The organism is Candidatus Omnitrophota bacterium (assembly GCA_028716165.1).
In the GTDB taxonomy this organism is placed as follows: Bacteria; Omnitrophota; Gorgyraeia; order JABMRG01; family JABMRG01; genus JAQUQI01.
On sequence record JAQUQI010000003.1, the window covers coordinates 1 to 23,895 of the forward strand.

17 protein-coding genes are annotated in these 23,895 nt (G+C 41.6%); 14 read left to right on the plus strand and 3 right to left on the minus strand.

Annotated elements, in window-relative coordinates; genetic code table 11:
- The 12 genes from PHV77_02595 to PHV77_02650 form a co-directional block, all read left to right on the plus strand.
- A partial coding sequence (locus PHV77_02595; protein MDD5504187.1) for a hypothetical protein occupies positions 1-395 on the plus strand: 395 nt, incomplete at its 5' end.
- Between the two features lie 67 nt (positions 396-462).
- Entirely contained in the window at positions 463-1,284 is an 822-nt protein-coding gene (locus PHV77_02600; protein MDD5504188.1) for a cell division protein FtsQ/DivIB, read from the plus strand.
- 64 nt (positions 1,285-1,348) lie between these two features.
- Positions 1,349-2,578 carry a cell division protein FtsA gene (gene ftsA / locus PHV77_02605; protein MDD5504189.1) on the plus strand — a complete coding sequence of 410 codons (1,230 nt, stop codon included), beginning with the start codon at positions 1,349-1,351 and terminating at the stop codon, positions 2,576-2,578.
- An 89-nt stretch (positions 2,579-2,667) separates the two neighbouring features.
- Positions 2,668-3,357 (plus strand): YggS family pyridoxal phosphate-dependent enzyme, encoded by a 690-nt coding sequence (locus tag PHV77_02610; protein ID MDD5504190.1) that lies wholly within the window; start codon positions 2,668-2,670, stop codon positions 3,355-3,357.
- A 10-nt stretch (positions 3,358-3,367) separates the two neighbouring features.
- Positions 3,368-4,165 (plus strand): pyrroline-5-carboxylate reductase, encoded by a 798-nt coding sequence (gene proC / locus PHV77_02615; protein ID MDD5504191.1) that lies wholly within the window; start codon positions 3,368-3,370, stop codon positions 4,163-4,165.
- Between the two features lie 50 nt (positions 4,166-4,215).
- Positions 4,216-4,515: a YggT family protein gene (locus tag PHV77_02620; protein MDD5504192.1), complete on the plus strand. Its 300-nt coding sequence runs from the start codon at positions 4,216-4,218 to the stop codon at positions 4,513-4,515.
- Positions 4,512-4,733 carry a DUF167 domain-containing protein gene (locus PHV77_02625; GenBank protein MDD5504193.1) on the plus strand — a complete coding sequence of 74 codons (222 nt, stop codon included), beginning with the start codon at positions 4,512-4,514 and terminating at the stop codon, positions 4,731-4,733. The genes PHV77_02620 and PHV77_02625 overlap by 4 nt, the downstream gene beginning before the upstream one ends.
- Positions 4,734-4,813: 80 nt before the next feature.
- Positions 4,814-5,014: a 50S ribosomal protein L32 gene (gene rpmF / locus PHV77_02630; protein ID MDD5504194.1), complete on the plus strand. Its 201-nt coding sequence runs from the start codon at positions 4,814-4,816 to the stop codon at positions 5,012-5,014.
- A 17-nt stretch (positions 5,015-5,031) separates the two neighbouring features.
- Positions 5,032-6,042, plus strand: coding sequence for a phosphate acyltransferase PlsX (plsX, locus tag PHV77_02635; protein ID MDD5504195.1), 1,011 nt, complete (start codon positions 5,032-5,034; stop codon positions 6,040-6,042).
- Entirely contained in the window at positions 6,039-7,025 is a 987-nt protein-coding gene (locus PHV77_02640) for a ketoacyl-ACP synthase III (GenBank protein MDD5504196.1), read from the plus strand. The genes plsX and PHV77_02640 overlap by 4 nt, the downstream gene beginning before the upstream one ends.
- Positions 7,019-7,909, plus strand: a complete 891-nt coding sequence (fabD, locus tag PHV77_02645) for an ACP S-malonyltransferase (protein MDD5504197.1) — start codon at positions 7,019-7,021, stop codon at positions 7,907-7,909. The genes PHV77_02640 and fabD overlap by 7 nt, the downstream gene beginning before the upstream one ends.
- Positions 7,910-8,000: 91 nt before the next feature.
- A complete protein-coding gene (locus tag PHV77_02650; GenBank protein MDD5504198.1) occupies positions 8,001-8,621 on the plus strand; it encodes a hypothetical protein in 621 nt (206 codons plus the stop codon).
- Positions 8,622-8,700: 79 nt separating this feature from the next.
- Here the strand turns inward: PHV77_02650 and PHV77_02655 are convergent, their stop codons facing one another.
- From PHV77_02655 to PHV77_02665, 3 genes are read right to left on the minus strand one after another with little or no spacing between them, the layout of a single operon-like run.
- Positions 8,701-10,275 carry an ATP-binding protein gene (locus tag PHV77_02655; protein ID MDD5504199.1) on the minus strand — a complete coding sequence of 525 codons (1,575 nt, stop codon included), beginning with the start codon at positions 10,273-10,275 and terminating at the stop codon, positions 8,701-8,703.
- Between the two features lie 16 nt (positions 10,276-10,291).
- A complete protein-coding gene (locus tag PHV77_02660; GenBank protein MDD5504200.1) occupies positions 10,292-10,651 on the minus strand; it encodes a response regulator in 360 nt (119 codons plus the stop codon).
- A 10-nt stretch (positions 10,652-10,661) separates the two neighbouring features.
- The gene (locus PHV77_02665) at positions 10,662-11,207 is read right to left on the minus strand and encodes an XRE family transcriptional regulator (GenBank protein MDD5504201.1); all 546 of its coding nucleotides are present in this window, start codon (positions 11,205-11,207) and stop codon (positions 10,662-10,664) included.
- A 178-nt stretch (positions 11,208-11,385) separates the two neighbouring features.
- Here PHV77_02665 and PHV77_02670 point away from each other — a divergent pair, with 178 nt between their 5' ends.
- Both PHV77_02670 and PHV77_02675 read left to right on the plus strand, forming a co-directional pair.
- Positions 11,386-13,041, plus strand: a complete 1,656-nt coding sequence (locus tag PHV77_02670; GenBank protein ID MDD5504202.1) for a hypothetical protein — start codon at positions 11,386-11,388, stop codon at positions 13,039-13,041.
- A 266-nt stretch (positions 13,042-13,307) separates the two neighbouring features.
- Positions 13,308-23,855 (plus strand): ROK family protein, encoded by a 10,548-nt coding sequence (locus PHV77_02675; GenBank protein MDD5504203.1) that lies wholly within the window; start codon positions 13,308-13,310, stop codon positions 23,853-23,855.
- Positions 23,856-23,895 lie beyond the last annotated feature (40 nt).

The window sequence follows — 23,895 nt, forward strand, 5'->3', positions numbered from 1 at the left end:
TGGGCGATAGGCCGCTGCCTGTTATTTCTATACGGCCTAAAAGCGGATTCTATGATTATTATTCAAAATATACGCAAGGCGCTAGTGAGTATACCGTGCCTGCGGATATCCCTGATTTTGTTTCTCGCCGCGCCCGCGGCCTGGCTTTGGCCGCCCACAAGGCCTTGGGCTGCGAATCCCTATCAAGGGTAGATATGATGTTGGATGCGGCTGATAACACTATAACCGTGCTGGAGGTCAATACAATACCGGGTTTTACCCAGACAAGCCTTCTGCCCAAGGCAGCTAAAGCGGACGGCATTGATTTTACCCGTATGTGCCTTGAGATATTAGAGCATGCTGTTGATAAGCGTATAATGAAAAGCGCAAAGGCCAGGGCGGCGGACATTAAATAAGAATCCGCCTGCTATTTGCGCATATTCTATTACAATTGTTTTTTTAAAAACGAAAGAGATTTTGGCCATGGCCAAGAAAGAAAAAAGGTTTGCGCGTAACACGAGAAAACCTAAAGCCGGAAGACGGATATTTTTCCTGCTGGATATCATTATAAGGCTTGTACCTTTTTTGTTTATTATCCTCATATCAGCTCTTATTGTTAAAGGCATTTGGCATATACTGATTCATTCCGATTATTTTAATATTAAGTATATTGAGGTCATGGACAGGTCCAGCGCCAAACTTGAGACGTCCATGGCGCGGGATTTGTATTCAAACAAGGGTATAAATATATTTCTTTTGGATATAAAAAGATGTGAATATGACATAGAGAGGGATTATCCTGAAATCAGGGACGCGGTCGTTTATAGGCGTTTGCCGGACATGTTGTTTGTGTCTTATAGATTAAGAAAACCTGTCTGCCAGATAGAATCAGGCAGTTATTATCTTGTCTCCGATGACGCAGTTATCATACCTCCGCCTCTTTTATCAAAACAGCCTGCTCTTACGGTAGTCTCGGGCATCAATGTAAACCCGAAGCTGTTATCAGGCGGCAGGCATGAATACAGACAGCAACTGGTTCATGCCATAGGCATAATAAAGGATATTAATGATATCGCCAAAGACTCTTGCCTTCCGGATGATTTCAAGGTGAAAGAGGTCAATGTCTATGACATAGACAACCCAGCTTTGATACTTGAGGACGGGACAAGGATTGAATTGGGTTCGTACCGGGTTAAGGACAAGCTGGATACCATCAAAAAAGTTTTAAACGATTTATTATCAAGACGACGTAAAGCAAAAGTTATAGATTTAAGGTTTGAGGATGTTGTTGTCGTGCCCTGTTGACAGCAGACAGCGCGACAGCGGCCGTATTGATGATATTTTCTGCTGATGAAAGGGATTGACGCGGATGAAGAAAAAAGAGGCCTTTATTGCAGCCCTTGACATAGGCTCATCAAAGGTAAGCTGTCTTATATCCGATATGCCAGAGCAAAAAGGAGCATTGAATATTTTAGGCTATGGCGTTGGATACCATGATTGTTTTAAGAAAGGAGTGGTCTCTGACATAAAAGGGCTTTCAGATGCCGTGTCAGCGGCCGTTTGCGAGGCCGAAGATATTAGTGGTAAAAAAGTGCAGTCCGTTTTTTTAAGCGTGTCAGGCACGCATTTAAAAGGTTTTTTGTCTCATGGCGAGGTAGTGATATCTGATAAGGATAACGAGATAACCAGGCATGATGTAGACAGGGTCATTGCCAGCGCTAAGTCTGTGCACATGCCGTATGAAAGAGGCATTATTTACTCTTCCAGGGGGGATTTTATCGTTGATTCGGAGCCGGGCGTAGCCAATCCTGTGGGCATGTTTGGAATGAAGCTTGAGACAAATATGTTCCTTGTCACGGCAAAGATATCGGTGATAGATAATATTGAAAAAGCGGTAAAATATTCAGGGCTTGGCATTGAGGACACCGTCATTTCGTCATTAGCCGGATTAAAGGCTGTTGTTCCGGACCATGAAAAAAGCCTTGGGGTGGCATTTGTTGATATTGGTTCAGATATGACCGATATACTGGTTGTTTCTCAATCAAGACCGGTATTTCTGAAGGCATTGGCTATTGGTGGCAGAGATATCACAAAAAGGCTTGCCAGCGAATTATGCGTGCCTGAAGTAGAAGCTGAACGATTCAAGATAGAGAGGTTCTCGCTTGACAGCTCCGGAGGAGAATTGATTATACCGGCCGGTATAATGCCCAAAAAGCTTTCTCAAAAACCGGATCTAAGGGGTATTCTCGCTGAAGAGTATACGCGCATATTCAAAGAGATTAAAAAAGAGTTAAAGGGTTCAGGCTGTCTGGGCAATATACCCAGCGGTGTTGTCATGTGCGGCCAATCGGTAACTATGGATGGTTGCATTGAGTTGGCCGAATCTGTCTTAGGTATACCGGTACGTATAGGACGCATAATAGGTTTAGGCGCTTTACCCAAGCCTTTACCTTGTCATGTGTATTTTGTCGCCGCCGGGTTGCTTCAGCTGGGAGCTGAAACCAGGCAGTCAAAACTATCATTGTTAAAATTAGGCCCCAAAAATTGGCTATTGGCTTTATCCGAATACGCTAAAGGGCTTTACAACGATTATTTTTAAAATATTCTTGCATTTAGGGCTTAAGAATTGCCTGCCTTCGGGACATAAATTTATTGACTTGAATATTATATTATGTTAAAGTATGCCAAATGGTAATCAGAAACCTTGCTCTGGTTAAAGAAAGGATAGAAAAGGCGGCAAAAAGAGCGGGTCGTAACCCGGCAGAGATCAGGTTACTGCCTGTTACTAAAACAGCCGATATCAGACAGCTCCAGGAAGTTTTAATGTCAGGCGTTTCGGACATAGCGGAGAACAGGGTCAAGGATGCTCTTTTGAAATATAATTTGCTCGGTAAAACGGCAAAAAACGCCAAATGGCATATGATAGGCCATCTTCAGACGAACAAAGCGGCCCTTTGCCTTAGCATATTTGATATTATACATTCCCTTGACAGCATTCATCTTGCCCGCGAGATAGACAAGCAGGCATACGCGTTGGGCAAACATATTGATTGTCTGGTTGAGGTGAACATATCAGGTGAAAGTTCCAAATACGGTATTAGCCCCAGTGATATCTTTAGCTTTGTGGAAGAGGCATCACGTTTACCCAATGTTAATCTGACAGGTCTTATGACAATAGCGCCTATGGCCAGGAACAAAGAGGATGCAAGGCCTTATTTTAACAGCCTGCGCGCGCTAAGGGATGGTGTTATCTCCGCCGGTTACCGGAGCATCAAAGAGCTTTCTATGGGGATGACACAGGATTTTGAAACAGCTGTTGAAGAAGGCGCTACTATTGTCAGGATAGGTTCAGCCATATTCAACAACCAGGCCGGTTAAGGGTACAAGTTTGAAGATAGCAATTATCGGATTCGGTAAAATGGGCGAAGCCATATTAAAAGGGTTGACGCTCAAAGGATATCCGGGTAAATCGCATATTTTTGTCGCGGACAAGGATGCGGCCAGGCTGGGTTATCTGCGTTCCAATTACGGCGTTTTTGGTTCACATTCTAATATTGATGTTTGCCTGAAAAGCGATATTATCATAATGGCGGTTAAGCCTCAAGATATGGGTTCTGCCCTTGAGGATATGTCGCATGCCTTAAAGAGCAGGCTTTTGATATCTATAGCAGCAGGTAAAACAATAAGTTTTATCAGGCAAAAGGGGCGTGTTAAGAGAATCGTTAGGGCCATGCCTAATATGCCCGCGTTTGTCCATCGCGCGATGACGGTTTTGTCTTACAGCAGTGCGGTAACAGACCGGGACAGGCGCAGCGCGGAGTTAATATTTAATTGTATCGGTAAGACGCTTGTGTTGAGTGAAAGGCATATGAATGCCGTGACAGCCGTATCGGGTAGCGGGCCGGCGTATCTTTTTCTGCTGATGGAAGCTATGGCCAAATCAGCGGTATCTTTGGGGATTAAAAAAGACCTGGCCTTTGAGCTTGTAACCCAGACAATATTCGGTGCTAGTTTTCTACAGTACAGCCTGGGCAAATGCCCCGCCTCTCTTAAGCAGGATGTGGCTTCAAAAGGCGGGACAACAGAGGCGGCATTAGATGTTTTTAAAAAACGCGGGTTTGAGGCTATTGTGCAAGACGCCGTGAAAGCCGCTTTTGACAGATCAAGACAGCTTGGCCCGGATTAGGATCCGCAGGGGTAATATCAAGTAGTCATAAAAATAAAGAGGTATTTTTTATGTTTGTTCTAGGTAATTTCATTATGAGTGTAGCAAAGATACTTGATATTGTTATAACATTGCTCTATTGGATGATAATAGTCAAGGCGCTTATAAGTTGGGTAAACCCTGATCCTTTTAATCCCATAGTTCAGTTTTTACAGCGCGCCACAGAGCCTATTTTAAGCCCTATCAGAAAAGGATTAAAGATGCAATTTTGGGCAGTTGACGTTTCGCCTATTATTGCCATATTGGGCTTGATTTTTGCCCAGAGTTTTTTAGTGCACACATTAGTAGACCTGGCGCAAAGGCTCAAATGAAATTTAGTGTAAAGGTCCAGCCCAGGGCGTCAAGGGACGAGGTCAAACAATGCCCCGGCAGTGATTATAAGGTTTATCTGAAAGCCGCGCCGGTTGATGGCAAGGCCAATGAAGCGTTGGTAAGGGTTATTGCCGGATATTTTAAAGCGCGCAGGTCAGATGTCCGCATAGTATCGGGTTTTAACAGCAGGAAAAAGGTCATAGAGATTAATATTTAAGTCGTTATTATCCATTCTGTCCCGGCCGATTTTAACCTATGGCCGGTCAGGAACAATATCTAAAAAATTGGAGGCTTGAAATGGGATTACCAAAGAGGAGACATTCAAAAGCGAGGGGTAGAAAAAGGCGCACTCATTATAAGCTGTCCGAGCCTTCTCTTGCCAAATGCCCTAATTGCGGTAGTATTATTATGGGGCACAGGGTGTGCGCCCAATGCGGTTATTATAAAGGCAGACAAGTGGTTTCTAAGAAGGAAAAGGCCAAAAAACATAAAGCCTGAATAGGAGAAGGTTTTCTATGCGTATTGCTGTAGACGCTATGGGCGGAGATAATGCGCCGAACGTTGTGATAGAAGGCGCTTTACTTGCCTGCAAGGAGTTCGGATACGATATCGTCCTTGTCGGCGACAATGAAAAAATACAACACGAGCTTTTTAAAAGAGGCGTTCACGCTACCCACGCCATATCAGTTTGCCATGCCTCGGAGGTAATTGGCATGGATGAACCGGCGGCATTGAGCGTCCGCAAGAAGAGAGATTCTTCCATCAATGTCAGCGCGAGGCTGCTGCGTGACGGTAAGGTTGAGGCTTTCGTGTCAGCAGGCAATACAGGCGCGGTTGTGTGCGCTGTCGCGTTAAGAATGGGCCTTTTAAACGGAGTGCAAAGGCCGGGGATAGGCCTTATATATCCTACCCTGAAAGATCTATGCGTGCTTATTGATGTCGGAGCCAATATTCATCCCAAGCCTGAACACCTCCTGCAGTATGCCATTATGGGGGATGTTCTTCAAAAATATCTGTTCGGTAAAAAAACGGCAAGAATCGGCCTGCTTAATGTCGGGGAAGAGGAGGCAAAAGGGACGGATTTTATAAAAGAGACACATAGATTGCTTAATGCCAGCGGTATAAAATTTACGGGAAATGTTGAAGGCGGCGATATATATACAGGTGAATATGACGTTATTGTCTGCGACGGATTTGTCGGAAACGTGGTTCTGAAGGTATCGGAATCCTTGGCTCACACGTTGACCGTTTTTCTCAAAAGAAAGCTCAAGCAGGGTTTCTTGACGCAGATAGGCGCTCTTTTAAGCATGCCTGCCTTTAAGGCATTGAAAAAAGAAATAGATTATTCCGAATACGGCGGAGCCCCTTTATTAGGAGTTAACGGAGTATGTATTATATGCCACGGAGGTTCGTCCGCCAAGGCTATAAAAAACGCCATAAGAGAGGCGGCGGAATTTGTTAAGCTTGAGGTTAACCAGCACATTATTGAAGCTATAGCCCGGCAGGAAGGGGATTGTCCTAAATGAAAACAGGCAGATCGGTAGGAATCACAGGTATCGGCATGTGTGTGCCGAAAAAGGTTTTGACGAATCATGACCTTGAAAAAATGGTTGATACTTCGGATGAATGGATAACGACAAGGACAGGCATAAAAAAAAGACGGATAGCGCAGCCGGGAACGGCATCAAGCGATCTGGCGGTGAGCGCGGCGCGTAAAGCTATGGAAGCGGCAAAGATCAAACCCGAAGATTTGGACCTTATCATTGTTGCCACCATTACCCCCGATATGCCTTTCCCGTCCACGGCCTGCTTTGTCCAATCCAAACTGGGGGCAAAGAACGCCGCGTGTTTTGATTTAGGGGCGGCATGTTCAGGTTTTATTTACGGCTTAGTCTCCGCGAAGCAGTTTATATGTTCGGGTGCTTATAAAAACGCTCTTGTCATAGGTGTTGAGGTTTTGAGTTCCGTTACCGATTATACAGACAGAAATACCTGTGCTTTGTTTGGAGATGGCGCCGGAGCCGCCGTGCTGCAGCCGGTTGCTTCAGGAGGCATACTGTCTTATTATCTTGGCTCTGACGGTGACCTGGCCAACCTTTTGTATCTACCCGCAGGCGGGTCAAAAAATCCCGCTTCAATGGATACGGTCAAGAACAGGCTCCATTATATAAAGATGAGCGGCAGCGAGGTATTTAAATCCGCTGTCAGGATTATGGCTGATGCCGCTACGCGGGCGGTTTGCGAAGCCAAATTGGGATGCAAGGACATATCCCTTCTTATTCCGCACCAGGCTAATATGAGAATAATAAATTCCGTAAGGCAGAGGATAGGCCTTCCCGAAGACAAGGTATATCTTAATGTGGCCAAATACGGTAATGTCTCGGCCGCGTCAACCATAATGGCCCTTTGCGAGGCTGTTGATGAAAAAAGGATAAAGAAGGGCGATATTATCGTGCTCGTTGCTTTTGGCGCCGGTTTTACATGGGGGTCTATTGTAATAAAATGGTAGAATCTGCTTTTATATTTCCCGGACAGGGAGCTCAATATGTCGGCATGGGGAAAGAGCTTTATGATAATCATGAGATAGCCCGCAGGACATTTGAACAGGCAAACGAGATACTCGGTTTTGACCTTAAGAGGCTTTGCTTTGAGGGCCCTGAAAAAGAATTGACTATGACCCGGAATTGCCAGGCTGCGATATTAGTTTCATCTATCGCGGCATTGCGTGTTCATCTATTGTCAAGTTGTGATTATGTGCCTCAAGTGACGCTTGGGCTTAGCCTTGGTGAATACAGCGCCTTAGTATGCGCGGAGGCTATATGTTTTAGCGATGCCGTTAAGCTTGTCAGGTCAAGGGGGCTGTTTATGGAAGAGGCCTCTAACGACAACCCCGGCAAAATGGCCTGCATTATCGGCCTGGACCTGGAGCAGGTTGAAGATATATGCCGGCATTCAAAGGCCCAGGTGGCAAACCTTAATTGCCCCGGACAGATTGTTATATCGGGTTCAATAGAGTCTATTGACAGCGCGTCTGTATTAGCAAAGGAAAAAGGCGCGAAGCGGGTTATTGTCCTTGACGTGAGCGGACCCTTCCATTCGGCGCTAATGGCGCAGGCCTGCCATAAACTGGATAAGGTATTAAAGGATATGCAATTTATGCCCCCCAAGATACCTGTTATCAGTAATGTCACCGCTTTTGCTCAAGACAATCCCGATATGATAAAGGCCAATCTCGTGGATCAGATAAGCCTTACCACCCGATGGGAGGATTCTATAAGGAAAGTTGCCTCCCGCGGCATTAAACATTTTTTTGAAATAGGTCCGGGTACGGTACTCAAAGGCCTGTTAAGGCGTATTGACCCTGGACTTGTATGTCATAATGTGCCGGCATGACAGCCGAGGGGCCAAGACGGCATATTACATAGTCAGATTTGCTTCGCCCCGCTATTGATATAAACGTTTTCAAAAAAACAGGAGGTAATGAATGGAGGCAAAACAACTTGATATAAAAAGATGTTTTATTGAGGCGTTTAGTGTCTATAAGGTCAATATCCCCATGCTTTTGCTGACAACGCTTGTCTTTCAGTTGATATCCTTGTTTACCTTATTGATAATGTCAGGGCCTTTGTTCGGCGGTTATTGCTATATGGTTCTTAATGCCATGCGCAGTCCTGACAAGAAAATAGAGTTTAATGACATTTTCAAGACACTGAACAGGTTTTGGCCTTTGTTCGGGCTGTTCTTTTTACAAGGGTTTGCCATATTCGCAGGGTTTTTGCTTTTGATCATACCCGGAATCTTGCTTATGACCATGTGGCTTTATTCATATTTTATGGCAGTTGACAAGGGGTATGGCCCGGTAGACTCTTTAAAGGCAAGCTGGAATATGGTTAAGGGCAACGGTTTTTGGATAAACCTGGCTTTAGCCGTTATTTATATAGTGATAAACGGTTTGGCCGGCCAGATACCGTTTGTGGGACTTATTATAAGCCTTTTTGTGGTGCCTTTTGGCGCCTTGCTTATAACATCGGCGTATATTCAACAATCTCAACAGGGGCCTGCTTCATCCGGTGAGAACAGACCCTTTGCCAATGTCTGTGAATAAATATTTGTTTTTTTAGCAGGGCGCGTTTAACCGGCATAGAAACCGCGCAAGAAGGTATTGCGGGGGGCGTCAGATATTTTTAAAAGCATATCGGTAACGATATTGTGAATGTTGTCCCTGCCCCCGGAGAGCTTTTGGCATAGATTGAGCCTTTGTGTTCAAGGATTATACTTTGTGACACCGGCAGGCCAAGCCCGGTGCCGTTGGTTTTGAGCGAAAAAAACGGTTCAAATATCCTGACGAGATTTTTTTCTCCGATACCGCATCCGGTGTCTTGAATATCTATGTTTAACCTTCCCGGTGTCCGCTTTGTTACGACTCTGATCACACCGTTTCCGCCCATTGACTCAAGGCCGTTTTTTATTATGTTGAAAAATACGTGTTTTAATTTAACGGTGTCTGCTTGTATGATGTGATCGCATTGGCCATAGTCTTTTATCACCCTGATATTAGACTTGAGTGTTTCCGCTGAAAGCAGGTTTAGGGTATAGTCAAGGGCCTGTTTTACGTCGCAAGCGGATATCTTCAACGATGACGGTTTCGCGAATTCAAGCAGTTGGTCAATGAGCGAGCCTATCTTTTCGGTTTCATCGTTTACTATTCTTGAAAAGTCCTGCCTGAAGTTCTTATCGTTAAACTTTTTGGGCAAGAATTCACAAAATGTCTTGATGGCGGTCAGGGGATTGCGTATCTCATGCGCGAGTCCCGCCGCCAGGTGTGCCAGCGCCCTGCTCTTATCGGATTCCATAAGTTCTTTTTGCATTCTTTGATAGGCATTCTGCATGTAGAATTTTTCTATGATTTTTTCAACCCGGTTTTTTAAAGGGCTGAATATGAGCGCTATTACGATAGCGGCGCCGACGCTGATGCCGATGGATTGATACCCCACGGCGTCCTGCAGAAAACGTTCTGATAATAAGACGATTATAAGATACGCGAAGGTAATAAGAGCTATTGATACGGAGTAGACTATGGTTCTTTTTATGGCGATGTTCAGTTCCAGCGCGTCGTGTTTAAGCACCCCTATGGAAAATATTACCGGATAGAGAAATATAATATGCTCCCCGAAAGGGGGTATTGATATATCGTAAAAAAGAAAATATATGGTAGCCGCTCCGGCAAAACCTATCAGTGAGGCGCAAAGGATATAACGTATTTGAATTTTTTTTATCGCGGAAGAAGCCCGGTAACGGCTTATCATCAGATGAAGGCCGTATCCTGTCATAAGGCAATACGTGATAATCCATAGTACATATAAATCCCCGGCATTAGCGTAATATCTAAAAATATATTTTTGTTTTATGCCGTTGATAAAATACGGGGAATAGACGAGAGGGATAAAAGCGCCGCAGATAATATAAGGGATCCTTACGCGCGCGGGATTGGCAATATCAAGCAGGTCGCAGGCGAGGTGGACGAAACAGGCCGGTATCAATATCGCCGCGCAGTGCAACGCGTATAGCGTAGCCATTGCCTGTTGATGTGTCCTGCTGGCGTAGTGGAAGAAAAGAAAAAAGCTCCAGGCGGCAACGACGGTATTCATGCGAAAAAGCGACACATGGAGCTTATTACTGGGATTTTTAAAAAATACAAATATACCCAAGGCAAGAGATGTTATGACAGTAAGAAGAGATGTCGTGTAATAGAAAAACATGCCGCGAGCCTGCGGGTTAAGAGATGGCTTTTTCCAAAGCGTCTAAAACGGATTCCGAGCGAAACGGTTTGGTGATATAGCTTACCGCGCCGTTGTTCAAAGATTCGGCGGCGGTTTCAACGCTTTGGTAGCCTGTTATTACAATGACCGGGACGCTGATGCTCCGGTCTTTAAGGTATTTTAACAGCTCAATGCCGTTTGGCGGAGGCATTTTTATGTCAAGTAAAAGGCATTTAATTTCCTGATTTTGATTTATCAGCTCAATGGCTTGAGCCCCGCTTTCAGCAAATATCACATCGTATTTATCGCAGAGTATCAGTTTCAGGGATTCGCGGACCCCTCTTTCATCATCGCATACCAGGACCTGTTTTTTCATTACGCACCTCCTATAGCGCCGGCGGGGTAGTAACGCATATAATCAAGGCCTCGTCTTTACGGGGATTTTTTATATAATGGCTTAAACCGGCGTTAAAATAGAGTGTCTCCGATTTTTTTAAGACATGCCTTGTTTTTCCGATAACCACTTCAACGCAGCCTCTAAGCACATACAGGAATTTTTCCGCGGCCGCGCAGGGCCGTTCAATACTGGTCCTGCCCCCTGAAGACAGCTTCAGCATGACAGGCATCATTTTTTTTGAGAGTATATTGCTGGTAAGCATGTGATAGGACGCCTTATCATTATGGAGAAAAAGATCCGTCCGGTTCTCAATATTCTGGTATTCAATAGGGGTTTTTTTATTTTCCAGATTGCTATATAGTTGAGAAAGGGTTTGGCCAAGGGCCGATGCTATGGCTTTATGAGATTCAACAGTCCCTCTCATCTTGCCGGTTTCAATCCTGCTTAATGTAGCTAAAGCGACGCCGCTTGAAAGAGAAAGCGCTTTTAAGGTAAGGCCTTTTTCTTTACGCAGGCCGCGTATCTTTTCTGCCATATCCATGGTTATTCTAATGTAACAGAATTGCCTTCTCTTGTCAAGAGGATTTGAAGTATAATCAAATTTAGCGCGCTGAATTTGATGAAAAATAAAAGTAGTTGACAAAAAATCAAAATATTGATATAAGGGTTCATCGGACAATATAACCGCGGTGGGGTAAAAAAGGAGGTTTGAAATGGCGCGCGGTAAAACGAAAAAGTCAAATGCAAGGCCCGCGGGATTATCGCATCCGGCGGTCTTGAGATTTAAAAAATGGGTATTATCTCTATTTGTTTTTTCCTTTTTAATTTTGTGCGCGGCATTTAATCTGGCCGCGGAGGAGTGTTTGTGGCGCAAGTCCGATATCGGTATTGATGAGGCTGTGGTTAACGCGGTAAGTATTATTAATCGTTTCCCCGGGCTTGTTTTAGCCGCCGGAGGCAAGGGTATATATAAAAGCCTTGACGGGGGTAAAAGCTGGGACAGGATATTTATGTTGACAGGAGAAAACGAAAAGATAAACAGCCTTTCATATAATCCGGACGGACGATTTTTTATCTATGCCGCAACCACAAACGGATTATATGTTAGCGTTGACCGCGGCAACTCGTGGATAAAACAGTATAGAGGTTTGGACGAGGCGCAAACAGACGTGAGCTGCATGGCGCATTCTATTCAGAATGATAAAATCATAATTGGCACGCGCAGGGGATTATACAAAAGCAGTGACGCGGGCGCGCATTGGTCTGCCGAAGGATATTTTATAAATAAAGAAATAAGGGATGTCTACGCCGGCGAAGGGTTTATTTATGTATGTGCTTATGATGGAGTATATTATCAGAGGCCGGAAAGTGATTATTGGGATAAGGTGTATAATCTGATTGAATTTGAGGAAGAAACCGGAGACGAAGACTCATCCGAACCGAGCGATGAAGATGTTTCGGAAAATAATAATAATGCGCCAGGCTCTATCGCTATACACAAGGACGCGGTATATATATGCACCGCCAGGGGTGTTTTAACAGCGCCAATCGGAGGTAATAGCTGGACCAGATTGAATTCAGAGGGTCTGACGAACCGGAAAATCAACTATATAACGGCCGGTCCGGAATATTTGCTTGGCGCAGGCCCCGGAGGTATTTTTAAATATGAATATAAAGAAGGCAGATGGAAGGATTGTTCCGCGGGCCTGGCTAATTTACAGATAAATATGATTGACTATAGCCTTGAAAGCGGTTTTGCCTTTGCTGCAACGCGAAATGGTTTATTTAAGATGGCTCTGCACAGCTCTGCAGATGGCCCGGTATACGAAGCCGGCATGCAGGGCTCTTGTGCGCGGGAGCCTGGCATATCCGAGATACAGCAGGCTGCTATTGAATACGCGGAGGTATCTCCGGAAAAGATTAAATGGATGCGCAAGGCCGCGCAAGCGCAGGCACTTATGCCTGATTTAAGCTTGAGCCTGGATGGAGATTATAATAAAACCATAGAACTTGACAGAGGCGGCACCAGCGACCCCGATATCTTTATAGAAGGCCCTAAAGATAGAGACATAGGATGGGGGATAAAACTAAACTGGGATCTTGCTGAATTGATCTGGAGCTATCATCAGACAAATATTGATTCCCGCTCCAGGCTCATGGTTCAGTTAAGAAATGATATATTGGATGAAGTGACAAAAATATATTTTGAAAGATTAAGATTGATGGAAGAACTCTCCGGTAATAGTATCCGCGATGAAGCGCAGGCCAGGCTAAAACAAATCAGGCTGGACGAACTTACGGCTAATATTGATGCTTTAACAGGCGGTTATTTTTCAAAAACAATTAATTCCAAGGCCAATGACTGGTGAAAATGAAATTACATAGAGTATAAGTTTTTAAAGAATAAATTACCTTATATAAATAATACTATATTATCAAAATGATACTTGCCCGGAAAAGTTTTTTGATGTATACTTAATTTGTGAATTAAAAATATTTAAAAAAAGATAATATTAACATTCTTTCCTATGGAGCTTTTAGTAATTGATTTATTGTTGAAGTAAAAAGGTTACGTTATATTTTTAGTAAAATAAAGACTTTTATGCAACGGGTAAAATGAGCAGGACATAAAAAGATGATAATCAGAAAATACATAAGTTTGATGGTATTAATAAGTATTCTTTTAAGTACTGCGACACAGACCGCGCCTTTTGATAATGTTGACTTTTTATCCATATCCCAAATTCATTTAAGACCTTCCGCTACTATTGTTACAAAAAAAATAGGACCCGGCAGTATCGCAACACAGTTAGCAAGTCCTGTTTTTTCATCTGCGGAACAAGATCAACATAAAACAGATATCGCTTCATTAAAAAATTATCCAGGTTTTTTTGTATATGCCCCAACGCTGGTTATGGGGTGTTCTTTTAAAAAAGAGGACAGCGGTGGTAAGGATTTTCTTGGCAAAGCTAATCGTATAACTAAAATGTTAAAAAGAGTATTCGGAAAAAATGTTCATTGTTATGAAACATTTCATATGCATATGACCGTAGGCGCCATTAGGGGCGGAGATTATTCACATCCCAATGAGCCGATAGACTCATTAAAACGCGAAAATATAAAAGAAATGCTTAAAATTATTTCAGACACAGAACAATATACAGTAAAGCTGGACAGGATATATATTAATGAGGGTGGGGAAATTATTATTTTGGGTTCATCTGTTGATGATAAATCAACGGCTATATTAACCAAATTTAGGCAAAGATTAAGAGACGAGGCTGGATTTAATATCAGAGAACATGACATGAACGGTCAATGTCATGTAGCCCTTGGCTTTTTAAAGGAAATACCCGGTCGGGAAAATATAAAGAAAATTAATCAACAACTTAATAATCTTTTCATTTCCTGGAAGAAAAGGAAGCAAAAAGATTACTTTGTGCCTATAACGATTACGCGAGTCAAATTAGTCCATTATGCGCATAGGAGCCTGCGCCATATTTCGGCCGAGTATGAATTCAAACTTGGGGAAGAGGCAGAATGTTCAGCCGAGGATGCCGAGGATGTTATAAAAAAATTAATAGATGATGCAAAAAAAATACCAGGGAATGTTCAGAAAGCTCTCGATAACTGGCTTGTCGAAAAATTGTCTTTATGTCAAAAAAGAGATAGAGAGAGGCGAAAATCGGAATTGAAAGCTGTTGCAAAAGAGTTGATATTTGGCACGGGAAGTTTTATTTCATTGAATAATGTTAAAAAGATATTTACGTGGTCAGCCGGTAAGCCCGGAAAAGAAAATATCTCGGTTTATTTTCCGTTTGAGATGCGAGAAGAAGGGACAAATGATTTTAAAATAAACCTTCCCGACAAGCTTTCCGAAATATATAAAGAAGTTTTATCGGAATATGTAATAGGGCGAATCTTAAACGCAATGCTTAATAACGGGGGCACAGAATGCACTATAGTATGTCCCGCAGGATGGGAAAATATTGTTAATCGAAATTTAATGGAGAATAGGCTATATGAGAGAGTAAAAGGTAGGCTTGAATCTTATTACGGAGAAGGTTCTTTTAAGATTCAATTCTCCCGCTCTTATGACCCAGCAGCTAAAGTCCCGCAATTTGTTCAGAAGCAAAGAAATCCTTCTAAATCATATCATAATAGTACAGGTACGTATATTGGCGTGGATATTGGTGGATCGAGTGTGAAGCTTGCAGCTATCAATTGTGATGAAGAAATTATCCTTGGAAAAATTAAAGAGAGCATTTATGAGAAAAGAAACATCCAAGGATATATTAAGTTTGTCAAAAAGGCTATAAAGGTTGCCCGTAAAAGATTGGCTAAGAAGCAAATTGGCAAAGAAATTAAAATAGACGGTATCGGTATTTCTTTGAATGCCGCCGTTAAAGACGGTAAAGTCGCGCATGACAATCATGTGTGCCAAACGCTGGGCCCTGGTAGCGCACAAATTGTCTCGAAATTGGCAGAATACATCGAAGACTGGGTCAATAAAAGCAACAAGTTTGGACCGGTGATACCAGTTACAATAAGAAATGATGGGCATATGGGTGCATTCCAAGCCGCGTATTCACAAGGAAAAATAAATGCTGCATATCTTGGCCTCGGTTCAGGCGTCGCATTTGGATATATTGACAAAGATGGAAGAAACGCATCCGGATTGTGCGAAATTCATTTCTCGAGGATTGATTTAAACAATAAAGGTAGTGGAGCCGAAGACGGTGTTCCCGGAACAATCGGCCGTTATCTGACCGTAAGAGGTGTTGTCAGAGAAGGAAAGAATGCCGGTATTCTTAATGACGATGTTTCAGACATATCGCCTGAATGGGCGAGGCATATAGTATCGCAAGCGGATAATGGCAATGAGACCGCGCTAAAAATAGCCAAAACTATGGGCAGGTATCTTGCTGAAGCGGTTGTGAATGTTTATAACCATTGGCCGGTTGAGCATATAATTGTTGGGGGCGGTCTTTCAACGGGAAAATTTGGCGAGGCTATAGTGAAAGAAGCAACAGTTATTTTAAGAAATAGTTTTCCAGAGATCAAGGCCTCAATTAGTTTATACAAAAGCGGCAATCCCTCATATATTAGCGCCCTTGGCGCTGCGCATTATGCGAGCTCTATAGATTTTGAAGAAAGGGAAAAGCAAAAACTCAAACATGCTTTGGCGCAGCAGTATAAGGCATTCTTATTTGATGTAGACGGTACTTTGGCCGAATCCAATGGAATTGTGCCCCCTCGGATTATTAAAAGACTCGTTGATCTGCTTTTTCTTGGGGGATATATCGGAATAGCATCCGGCAGATGTATTTCCCCAGATGATTATCAAAAATCTTTCCACGAGCCAGGGCTGCTGCAAATTTATGATGACATTGTGTATGAAATTAGAGAACGGAAGTTATCGCTTGATATATTATCGCGCTTTTATTTTTTTCCAGAGAATGGAACATACGCAGTCAATAGCGCCGATCTGTCCAAGAGAGAAGATATTATTGGAGATCCTATTTTTAATATGGATAAACAAAATGCTATTTATGCGGAACTTAAAAAAAGTGAATTTGCAGAGTGTGTTTCTGGAATTAGTTTACGAAAAAAAGGCTATTCATTTTCACTAAAATTAGCCAAAGATTTAGAAGAGAAAAAGAAACTAGAAACACAACAACGCTTAGAAATAATATTGGACGCCGACCCCCTCCTTAAAGGTAAATATGATTTGCATACGGCTTACAGCACTATTGACGTTGTTTTAAAAGGTGCTGACAAGGTTCGCGCTTTACGATATTTGATGAAAAAACACCAAATTGATCCTGAGAATATAGGCTCGGTTGGAGATCGTGGTAACCGTGGCGGCAACGATTTTCAGCTGACGAACAGAAAAGGAGGGTTTACTGTATATGCGGCTGTAGCAGGACAAACGGAACAGGTTAATGTTCCCGCAGCGATAGGATTAAAACTAATAGAGGCCACTGAATATCTGTTGGATAAATTTTATTACATGCGGAGGCGATATCTGCTTGAGCAAGCCCTTACAAGTTATATTGAACAGCATAGAGATGAACTCAGAAAGTCCGCAGAGGCCGAAGATGGCGACGGCAATGCACTTGCCCTATTATTCGCTCAAAGCAAAGATGAATTTATTAAAACGATACGTTCATTTATGACGGCGCAGAGAGAGAAGATTGATGCAAATACACGTAATTCGCTCAAGGGGCTCGATATTACTGAGAAGATAAGCGAATTGAACATATTTGCTGTTTCCATGGCATATGAATACTATCTGGCGAGGAATGATATCAAAGAATGGCTTAGCCAAATAGGTCTTTTTTGTTATGGCAGCCATTCGCGCGGGTGGGCAGTAAGCGGTTCTGATTTTGATTTTGCACTTTATGCCGGTGATAATATACCGCCGGTTATTATAGAAGAATTATATAACTTCTTAAAAGATGTGATTTCCGGATTAGGTTTTGGTAAGGTATCTCCAAGGATTCAGTCATTTATCAAAACGGGCCTTAATGAAAAATCGCTATCAAGCGCTATGGATAGAGTAAGATTTAGCGAACTTACACTTTTTGCCGGTTCTCCGGACGCAGGTCTTGAAATAGAAAATGCTAAACAAGAACTTAAATCGGATTTTCTGGAACAGTTATTTTTCAATTTTGCCTGTTTGGGATCCTCGCCCGCTGGTAGAGATAATTTAATGGATTTAAAAAAAGCCAAAGGCACATTGAGGGATATTAGCCGTCTTATATGGTTAGGTCAGATATGCTGTTTGATTACAAAAAATAGATTTGTGCAAAATCCTTTTGAGAACAATACCATTTTTTCTGATAAAGATCATTCTGAAATTAACGATGCGCTTAACTTTTTTCTTTTAATGAGAAACGCTTGTAATAAATACGACGTGAAAGATAATATACTGGAAAGAAATGTTATTGAAAAGATAGCGGTTGACCTGCAATGGCCATCAAAGCATAACGTGATAGCTGAATACGAACGACACGCAAAAAATATCACAAGGATTACGAAAAAATTAAGAAAAAAAGTATTTGATGAAGTTGAAAAAAGGAATTCATTACCCAATCTTAAAGAAATTTATAATTGGAGAAAAGATATATTTAATAGTCATCTTACGAGAGAAAAATATATTGCTTTGTCAAAAAAATCATCAATTTACGCATATCTAATTGCCCTCAACATCAAGGACGAGAAGGTTCTTAGCATTATTGCATCCCAGGCGGTATGGATTGTCCGTTATGCGCTTGCTAAAAATCCTTTTACGCCACAAGATATTTTGCAATACTTATGTGGAGACAAGACATATGAAGAAAGAGATGTGCGGCTCATGGTTGCGCGAAATAAGAACACTAATACAAGAATTCTTAAGTTATTGCTTCATGATGAAGCAGAAGTTGTGCGGGAATCCGCAGCTAAAACGCTTGAAGACAAACTATTATTAGAAATGAGCAAAGAGGACAAGCTTCTCATGCTTCTTTGGCCAAACACGCCCAAACCATTAGATTTGCCTGAACATAAACGTATTAGAGAGAAATTTGGAGAGGACTTGTTTCAAATTTGCGAGAGAGCTATACAATCTCCAAGGGAAATAACGCAACATATAAATTCTATAATTGAAAGTATAGACCTTCCACTTATGCTTACGATAAACCAAGAAGGCGGACGGTTAAGTGAATTAAATCAATTTCACACAGTAGGGCCTGGCAATATGGCGCTTGGTGCGATACAGAATGCAGACGAAGCCGCTTCGCTTGTTTATAGGATTGTATCCGTTATGGCGAAAGAGTTGAAGGCATCAGGAATAACATGGGATTATGCGCCAGATGCGGATTTGTTTTATAATTATTTAAATAGGGATGTGGGGACAAGATCTTTTGGTTGCGATATCGACAAAATTCCGGGATTAGTCGCCGCATTTGTTAAAGGTCTGCAGGACAACGGTGTAATTGCTACTGTTAAACACTTCCCAACTTATGGGCGCAACGAGGAAGACGCTCATGCCGGCTTGTTAGGCATTATAGAAGTTACAGATGATGACATAGCACCTTATAAAGCTGCCATAGAAGCGGGAGTTGAAAGTATAATGTTGGCTCATACTAGAGTGAAGGGATGGGATATAGAGGATAAACCTGTTACCGTTTCCCCGGAAGCTGTAAGAAAATTAAGAGAAGAATTAGGATTTAATGGGCTTATACTTACTGATGGCTTGACTATGGATTCCCTGAAGAATTATTATAAAAATATCGGCAAAAATCCTGCTGATGCGGCTATCGATGCTTTCAAGGCTGGAGTGGATATAATGCTTTTCACCCAAGATTTTACTTATAGGAGAGAACCGCAGGAAGAGCATGAAGCAAACGATAGGAAAATGGCTGAGTATAAAATTATTCGCGAAAAGGTAATAAACGCGGCACAATGTTTTAGCGAGGAAAGAATAAATAAGTCATTCAGAAAACTAATCCGGCTGATGATTAAATATGGCGTTACCGAATCTTTAAACGCAGAGAACCTTACCAGGATTCTCCGGACCGACGAGACTAAAAAAATAATGCAGGAAATAGGAGACAAGTCTGCGACTTTAATTAAGAATAGGAACGTGACACTGCCGCTTAGTCCAGCTTTGGGTGCTAAAACTTTGATTTTAACCATCAAACCTTGTATGTCAGCTTTTACGGATAAAGTATGGTGTAACGATTTTTCCATTTATGATGAGATAAGGTCTCGTTCCTCGGATGCTGAGGAATTGCCGGTCGATCTAAGACCTGACAAAGTTACTGATATGGGAAAAATAAGGGAAGACACATTAAAAAAATGTGAAAAGTTTGACACGATTATCATTCAAACATACAACGCGTTTTTGCCAGATATCATAAAGGGGGAGAAAAATCAGGCCGATTTGGTAAAAGCAATAGTGGAAAAATTTAAGGACAAAAAAAAGATTGTAGTAGTAGCAACGGGAGCACCATACGATATTCTTGAATTTTCAGATATTGATGCTTATATAGCTATATATAATACATCACAGGAATCTTTGTGCGCAGCGGCTAAAGTAATATTTGGAGAAATGGAACCAATAGGACGGCTCCCCGTTGCTATCCCAGGTCTTGATTATAACAAGGGACATGGTTTATCTTTATGGGGTTATGACACTCTTCTACGGGAATATGAAAAAGCGTATCAGCTTGATTCGAAAATCTATACCGTCCCGCAGTCTTACGGAACTCATGCTGAGGGTCATGTTTTGAACGATCACATAAAGAAAATGCTTGAATGTCTAAAAAAATTAATAAACGGCGAAAACACAAATGTCCCGGAAGATTGGCGGCAGATGGCGATTCAGCACATTAAGTTTTTCTTTGATTTTACTTTTCTGCATGATATAGGTAAGAAAGATTGCGTTGAAATTAAGGTTGATGGAAAAATTTTGAGCGAGAATGAGTATGAAAAAATCCCCGAAGAGGTTAAAAAAGACCCGGAAAGGATAATCATAACGTTTGTGGACCACGAAAATAAGGCGTGTGAAATCCTTAAGGATAGAATTTCAAATGAATTGTATACGATAATAAGAATTCATAGTCTCAATGATGTTTTTAGAAAAAACCAAGATGACGAAGAAAAACTTTATGATGCGTATGCATCTATATATAAAGCTGTTAAGGGAGATGAAACCCTTTTAAAGCTTGTATTTATTGCTATGTATTTAGATGCCGCAGCAAGTTTTAAAGTGAAGGTCAAAGGAGATGAACCGTATACGGAAGAAAAAACTTTTTACGAAGGCGTGTCAAAGGCAGAAAGATTGTTTAACAATGCGTTTCCTTTTGTGAGCATTAAAAAAAGATTTCCGCTTAATCCAAGCAACTTTGAAATATATAAACAGAGATTTTTGGCTAGACGAGTCTGCGATATGTACGCGCCTTTGGCCGAGATGTTGGGTTTCTCGCGTTTAAAGGAAAGTCTTATCGCGCTGACTGAACCATATATTGATAATTTACTGCCAGAATATCAATTGTCATTAACAGAGTCCTTGGCATTGTTAAAAGAAAAAGTACGAATATTCGGTTCCCTTCCATCCGAAGAAATCGCAGCATTGGACGAAGAAATATCAAAGATAATCTTACCTTTATATGGTTATTTAAAAAATCACTTAGATAATATCCCAAATGAAGTGCTAATGGGGATGAGGGATGTTGCTATAGCTTACTCTCAATTTAAGATTGAAGAGAAGGTATATAAAAAAGATATTGATAATAAAATAACGGCATTTAAAAATACTCAAGAAGCTGAAAAGGCAATACGGAAAAAGCTCGCTGAGCTTGAAGAACTTGCTAAATGCGAATCAAAGGACATGGCGGAAAATGTTATAATTAAGGCAAATCAAGTTTATATTCCGCTTGCGTATATGCTTGGTTTTGGGGAGTTAGCTTCTAATATGCGCGAATTATGTTTTGCGCGGACTTTTCCTGGTATGGCCAATGGAATAAACGATGCCTTCGGCGAATATTATGGAAATGCAGCGATTTTGGCAAGAGACATGTCCGGTCGCATAAAGGAAATAATCAAAAAATCCGAGAATTTAGATTTGGATTTGGAGTATCGCTTGAAAAAGCCTTTGAGCATTTATTTAAAACTTGTAAAAAAATATGGCTTGAGAATTCCTTTAAACGAAATTCGGGACAGAGAAAAAGTAAAGGATTTTGTTCTGAGACTATTACGAAATGGCGCAGAAATAGCTAATGATTATATTGGGGTTAGAATAGTTGTTCCCGAGCCGCTCTATCAAACAATAAATGATCTTTTGTCAAAAAACGGATTTGTCCTTAAGGGCAAAAAGATGCAGGATTTTATGGCTAATTATTACTACTATTTACCAAATAAGGATGCTTCAGCTGCGGCGAAAAAGAATAAAGTTTTTGAGCTGCTTGTTATGAACGCTGCAGATTCTTTGTTTTCTGAAGCAAGTTATGGATATTATAAATTACGAGGTTTTATTGTTGCAGAGCCGTCTTTTAATTCTGATGAAGAAAGGATACTTAGAGCTTCTACAAATAAAAATGATTTGAGAAAACGGCTTCTTTCAATTATGAAACGCAGAGTTTTAATTAAAAATCTAAAATATACTTCAAGCGAAGTTAGAAAGTGGATTTATAAGATTTTAAAAGAAGCTAAATCCGGCCATCTTGGTGGATCACTTTCAAGTGTTGAGCTCCTAACCGTATTATATTTCGGTGGTATATTGCATTATGATCCGGATAATCCAAAAAATCCAAACCGCGATAGGGTTCTTATGCGGGGACACTTAGGACCAGTTCATTATCCCATTCTTTCCATGGCAGGTTTTTTTCCAAAAGATAAACTTTATACATATAGGAAATACGGCGCGACTCTGCCGGGGCATGAGGATTATCGTATGGTACCGGGAGTTGATATAACGCCGAGCGGGTCTCTGGGGATGCTTCTTTCGTATGGAGCAGGTTCGGCTAGGATAGCTAAGATGGAAAATAGACCGTATAAAGTATATACGTTCTTGGGAGATGGGGAAGAACAAGAAGGAAATGTGGCAGAGGCGGCAAGGAACGTTGCGCATTTAAAGTTGGATAATCTGGTATGCATTATTGACAAGAACGCAAAACAGCTCACATTTCCCACAAAAGAGATAGAGAGCGCGGTGGATTTAAAGAAGCTTTGGGAAGGATACGGTTGGAATGTCATTGAAATAGAAGATGGACATGATATTGTTTTGATACTCAATGCTTATAACAACGCTTATTATAAAGATAAACCCACGCTTATTATAGCGAACACGATCAAGGGCAAGGGGATCCCGGGGATTGAGCAGCATAGGACCGGCGTGCATAGCGGAAGGGAGCTGGAGGGATTCGGATACAGCTGGGATGATATGTTGAAAATTGAGCAGGCTGAACAGGATAAAATAGGTGATGCCAGTTGCATTGAATTTATAAAAGATGCTATAAGCGGGGTGGCGCCAATGCCTGCGCCAAAGGAGCGGCAATTTGTGGCATCGCAAATCAATATAAAAGTTGATCAAAACAAAAATTACGATAATATGGTTAAGGCGTTACAGGACTACTTTGAAAAGTTAAATGTAGAATTGGAAAAAAACGGCAGGCCTTTTAATATTCATTCGCTATCCGCCGATTTTTTACCGTCTTTTAGAGTGGAGCCAGATACCTTAAATCGGTTGGGATCGTATGTGGATGTGGGCTTGAAGGAACAGCATATGGTTGCGATGGCTCACGGCATGTCCGTGACCGATCCTAATTCGCGGGTTGTTGTAATGGTTGGGGATGAATTTTTATATCGGGCGGCAGACCAGATTCATGCGTGCGCTCAAGGTGATGGAAATGTGATTTTTATCACATGTGACGCCGGTATTTGCGGAGCATTTAACGGTCCGACACATCAGTCAAGTGGCCAGCCGGGCATGATAGCAACAATGCCGCAAATTACAATGCTTGAACCCACAGATGTTCATGATTTGTACGATTGCCTAAACCAGGCTTTGAGTGAAAACAAGGGGCCTGTTTATATAAGGACGCATACGGCACCGATGTTGTCATCAATAGAAAAAAATGATGATTACGATATCAGCCGAGGTTATCATGTGGTTTTTGAAGCACTGCCTAAGGAAAAGCCGAAGATTATTATTGTCGCAAGCGGATTTCCAGTTAGTTCATCTGTAGCTGCAGGCAAACTTCTTCAAAGAGAAAAAATAAATGTACGAGTTATTAACGTGATAAATCCCAAGGCATTAGACGGAGGTTTTGTAAATTTGCTGGAAGATGGTATTCCTGTTCTTGTTGTTTATAATGGTAATCCTATGATTTTAGAGTCATTAGTAGCAAAAGCTATTCTTGAAAACTTGTCTAAGAAGCCAGGCCTTCTTAGAGGACATGGTTTCTATTATGGGGCAACCGGGTCGATATTAGATCTTATGAAGCATTTTGAAATGGATACTGAAGGTATTGTAAAAACAATAAAAAATACAATCTGGGAAGCGTCAAGCTCATTGAGTGCAAAAACAAATATCAATTTCCCCTTGATTCGGGTTTCCCCGAATGTGTCGGCAGACATGATCAATATAAGTGCAATTGGTAGGATTGCAGAAGAATCTATTAAGTCAGCAGCATAAAAGATTGCTATAGGTAAGTGAAAAATTTTTATTGAATGCC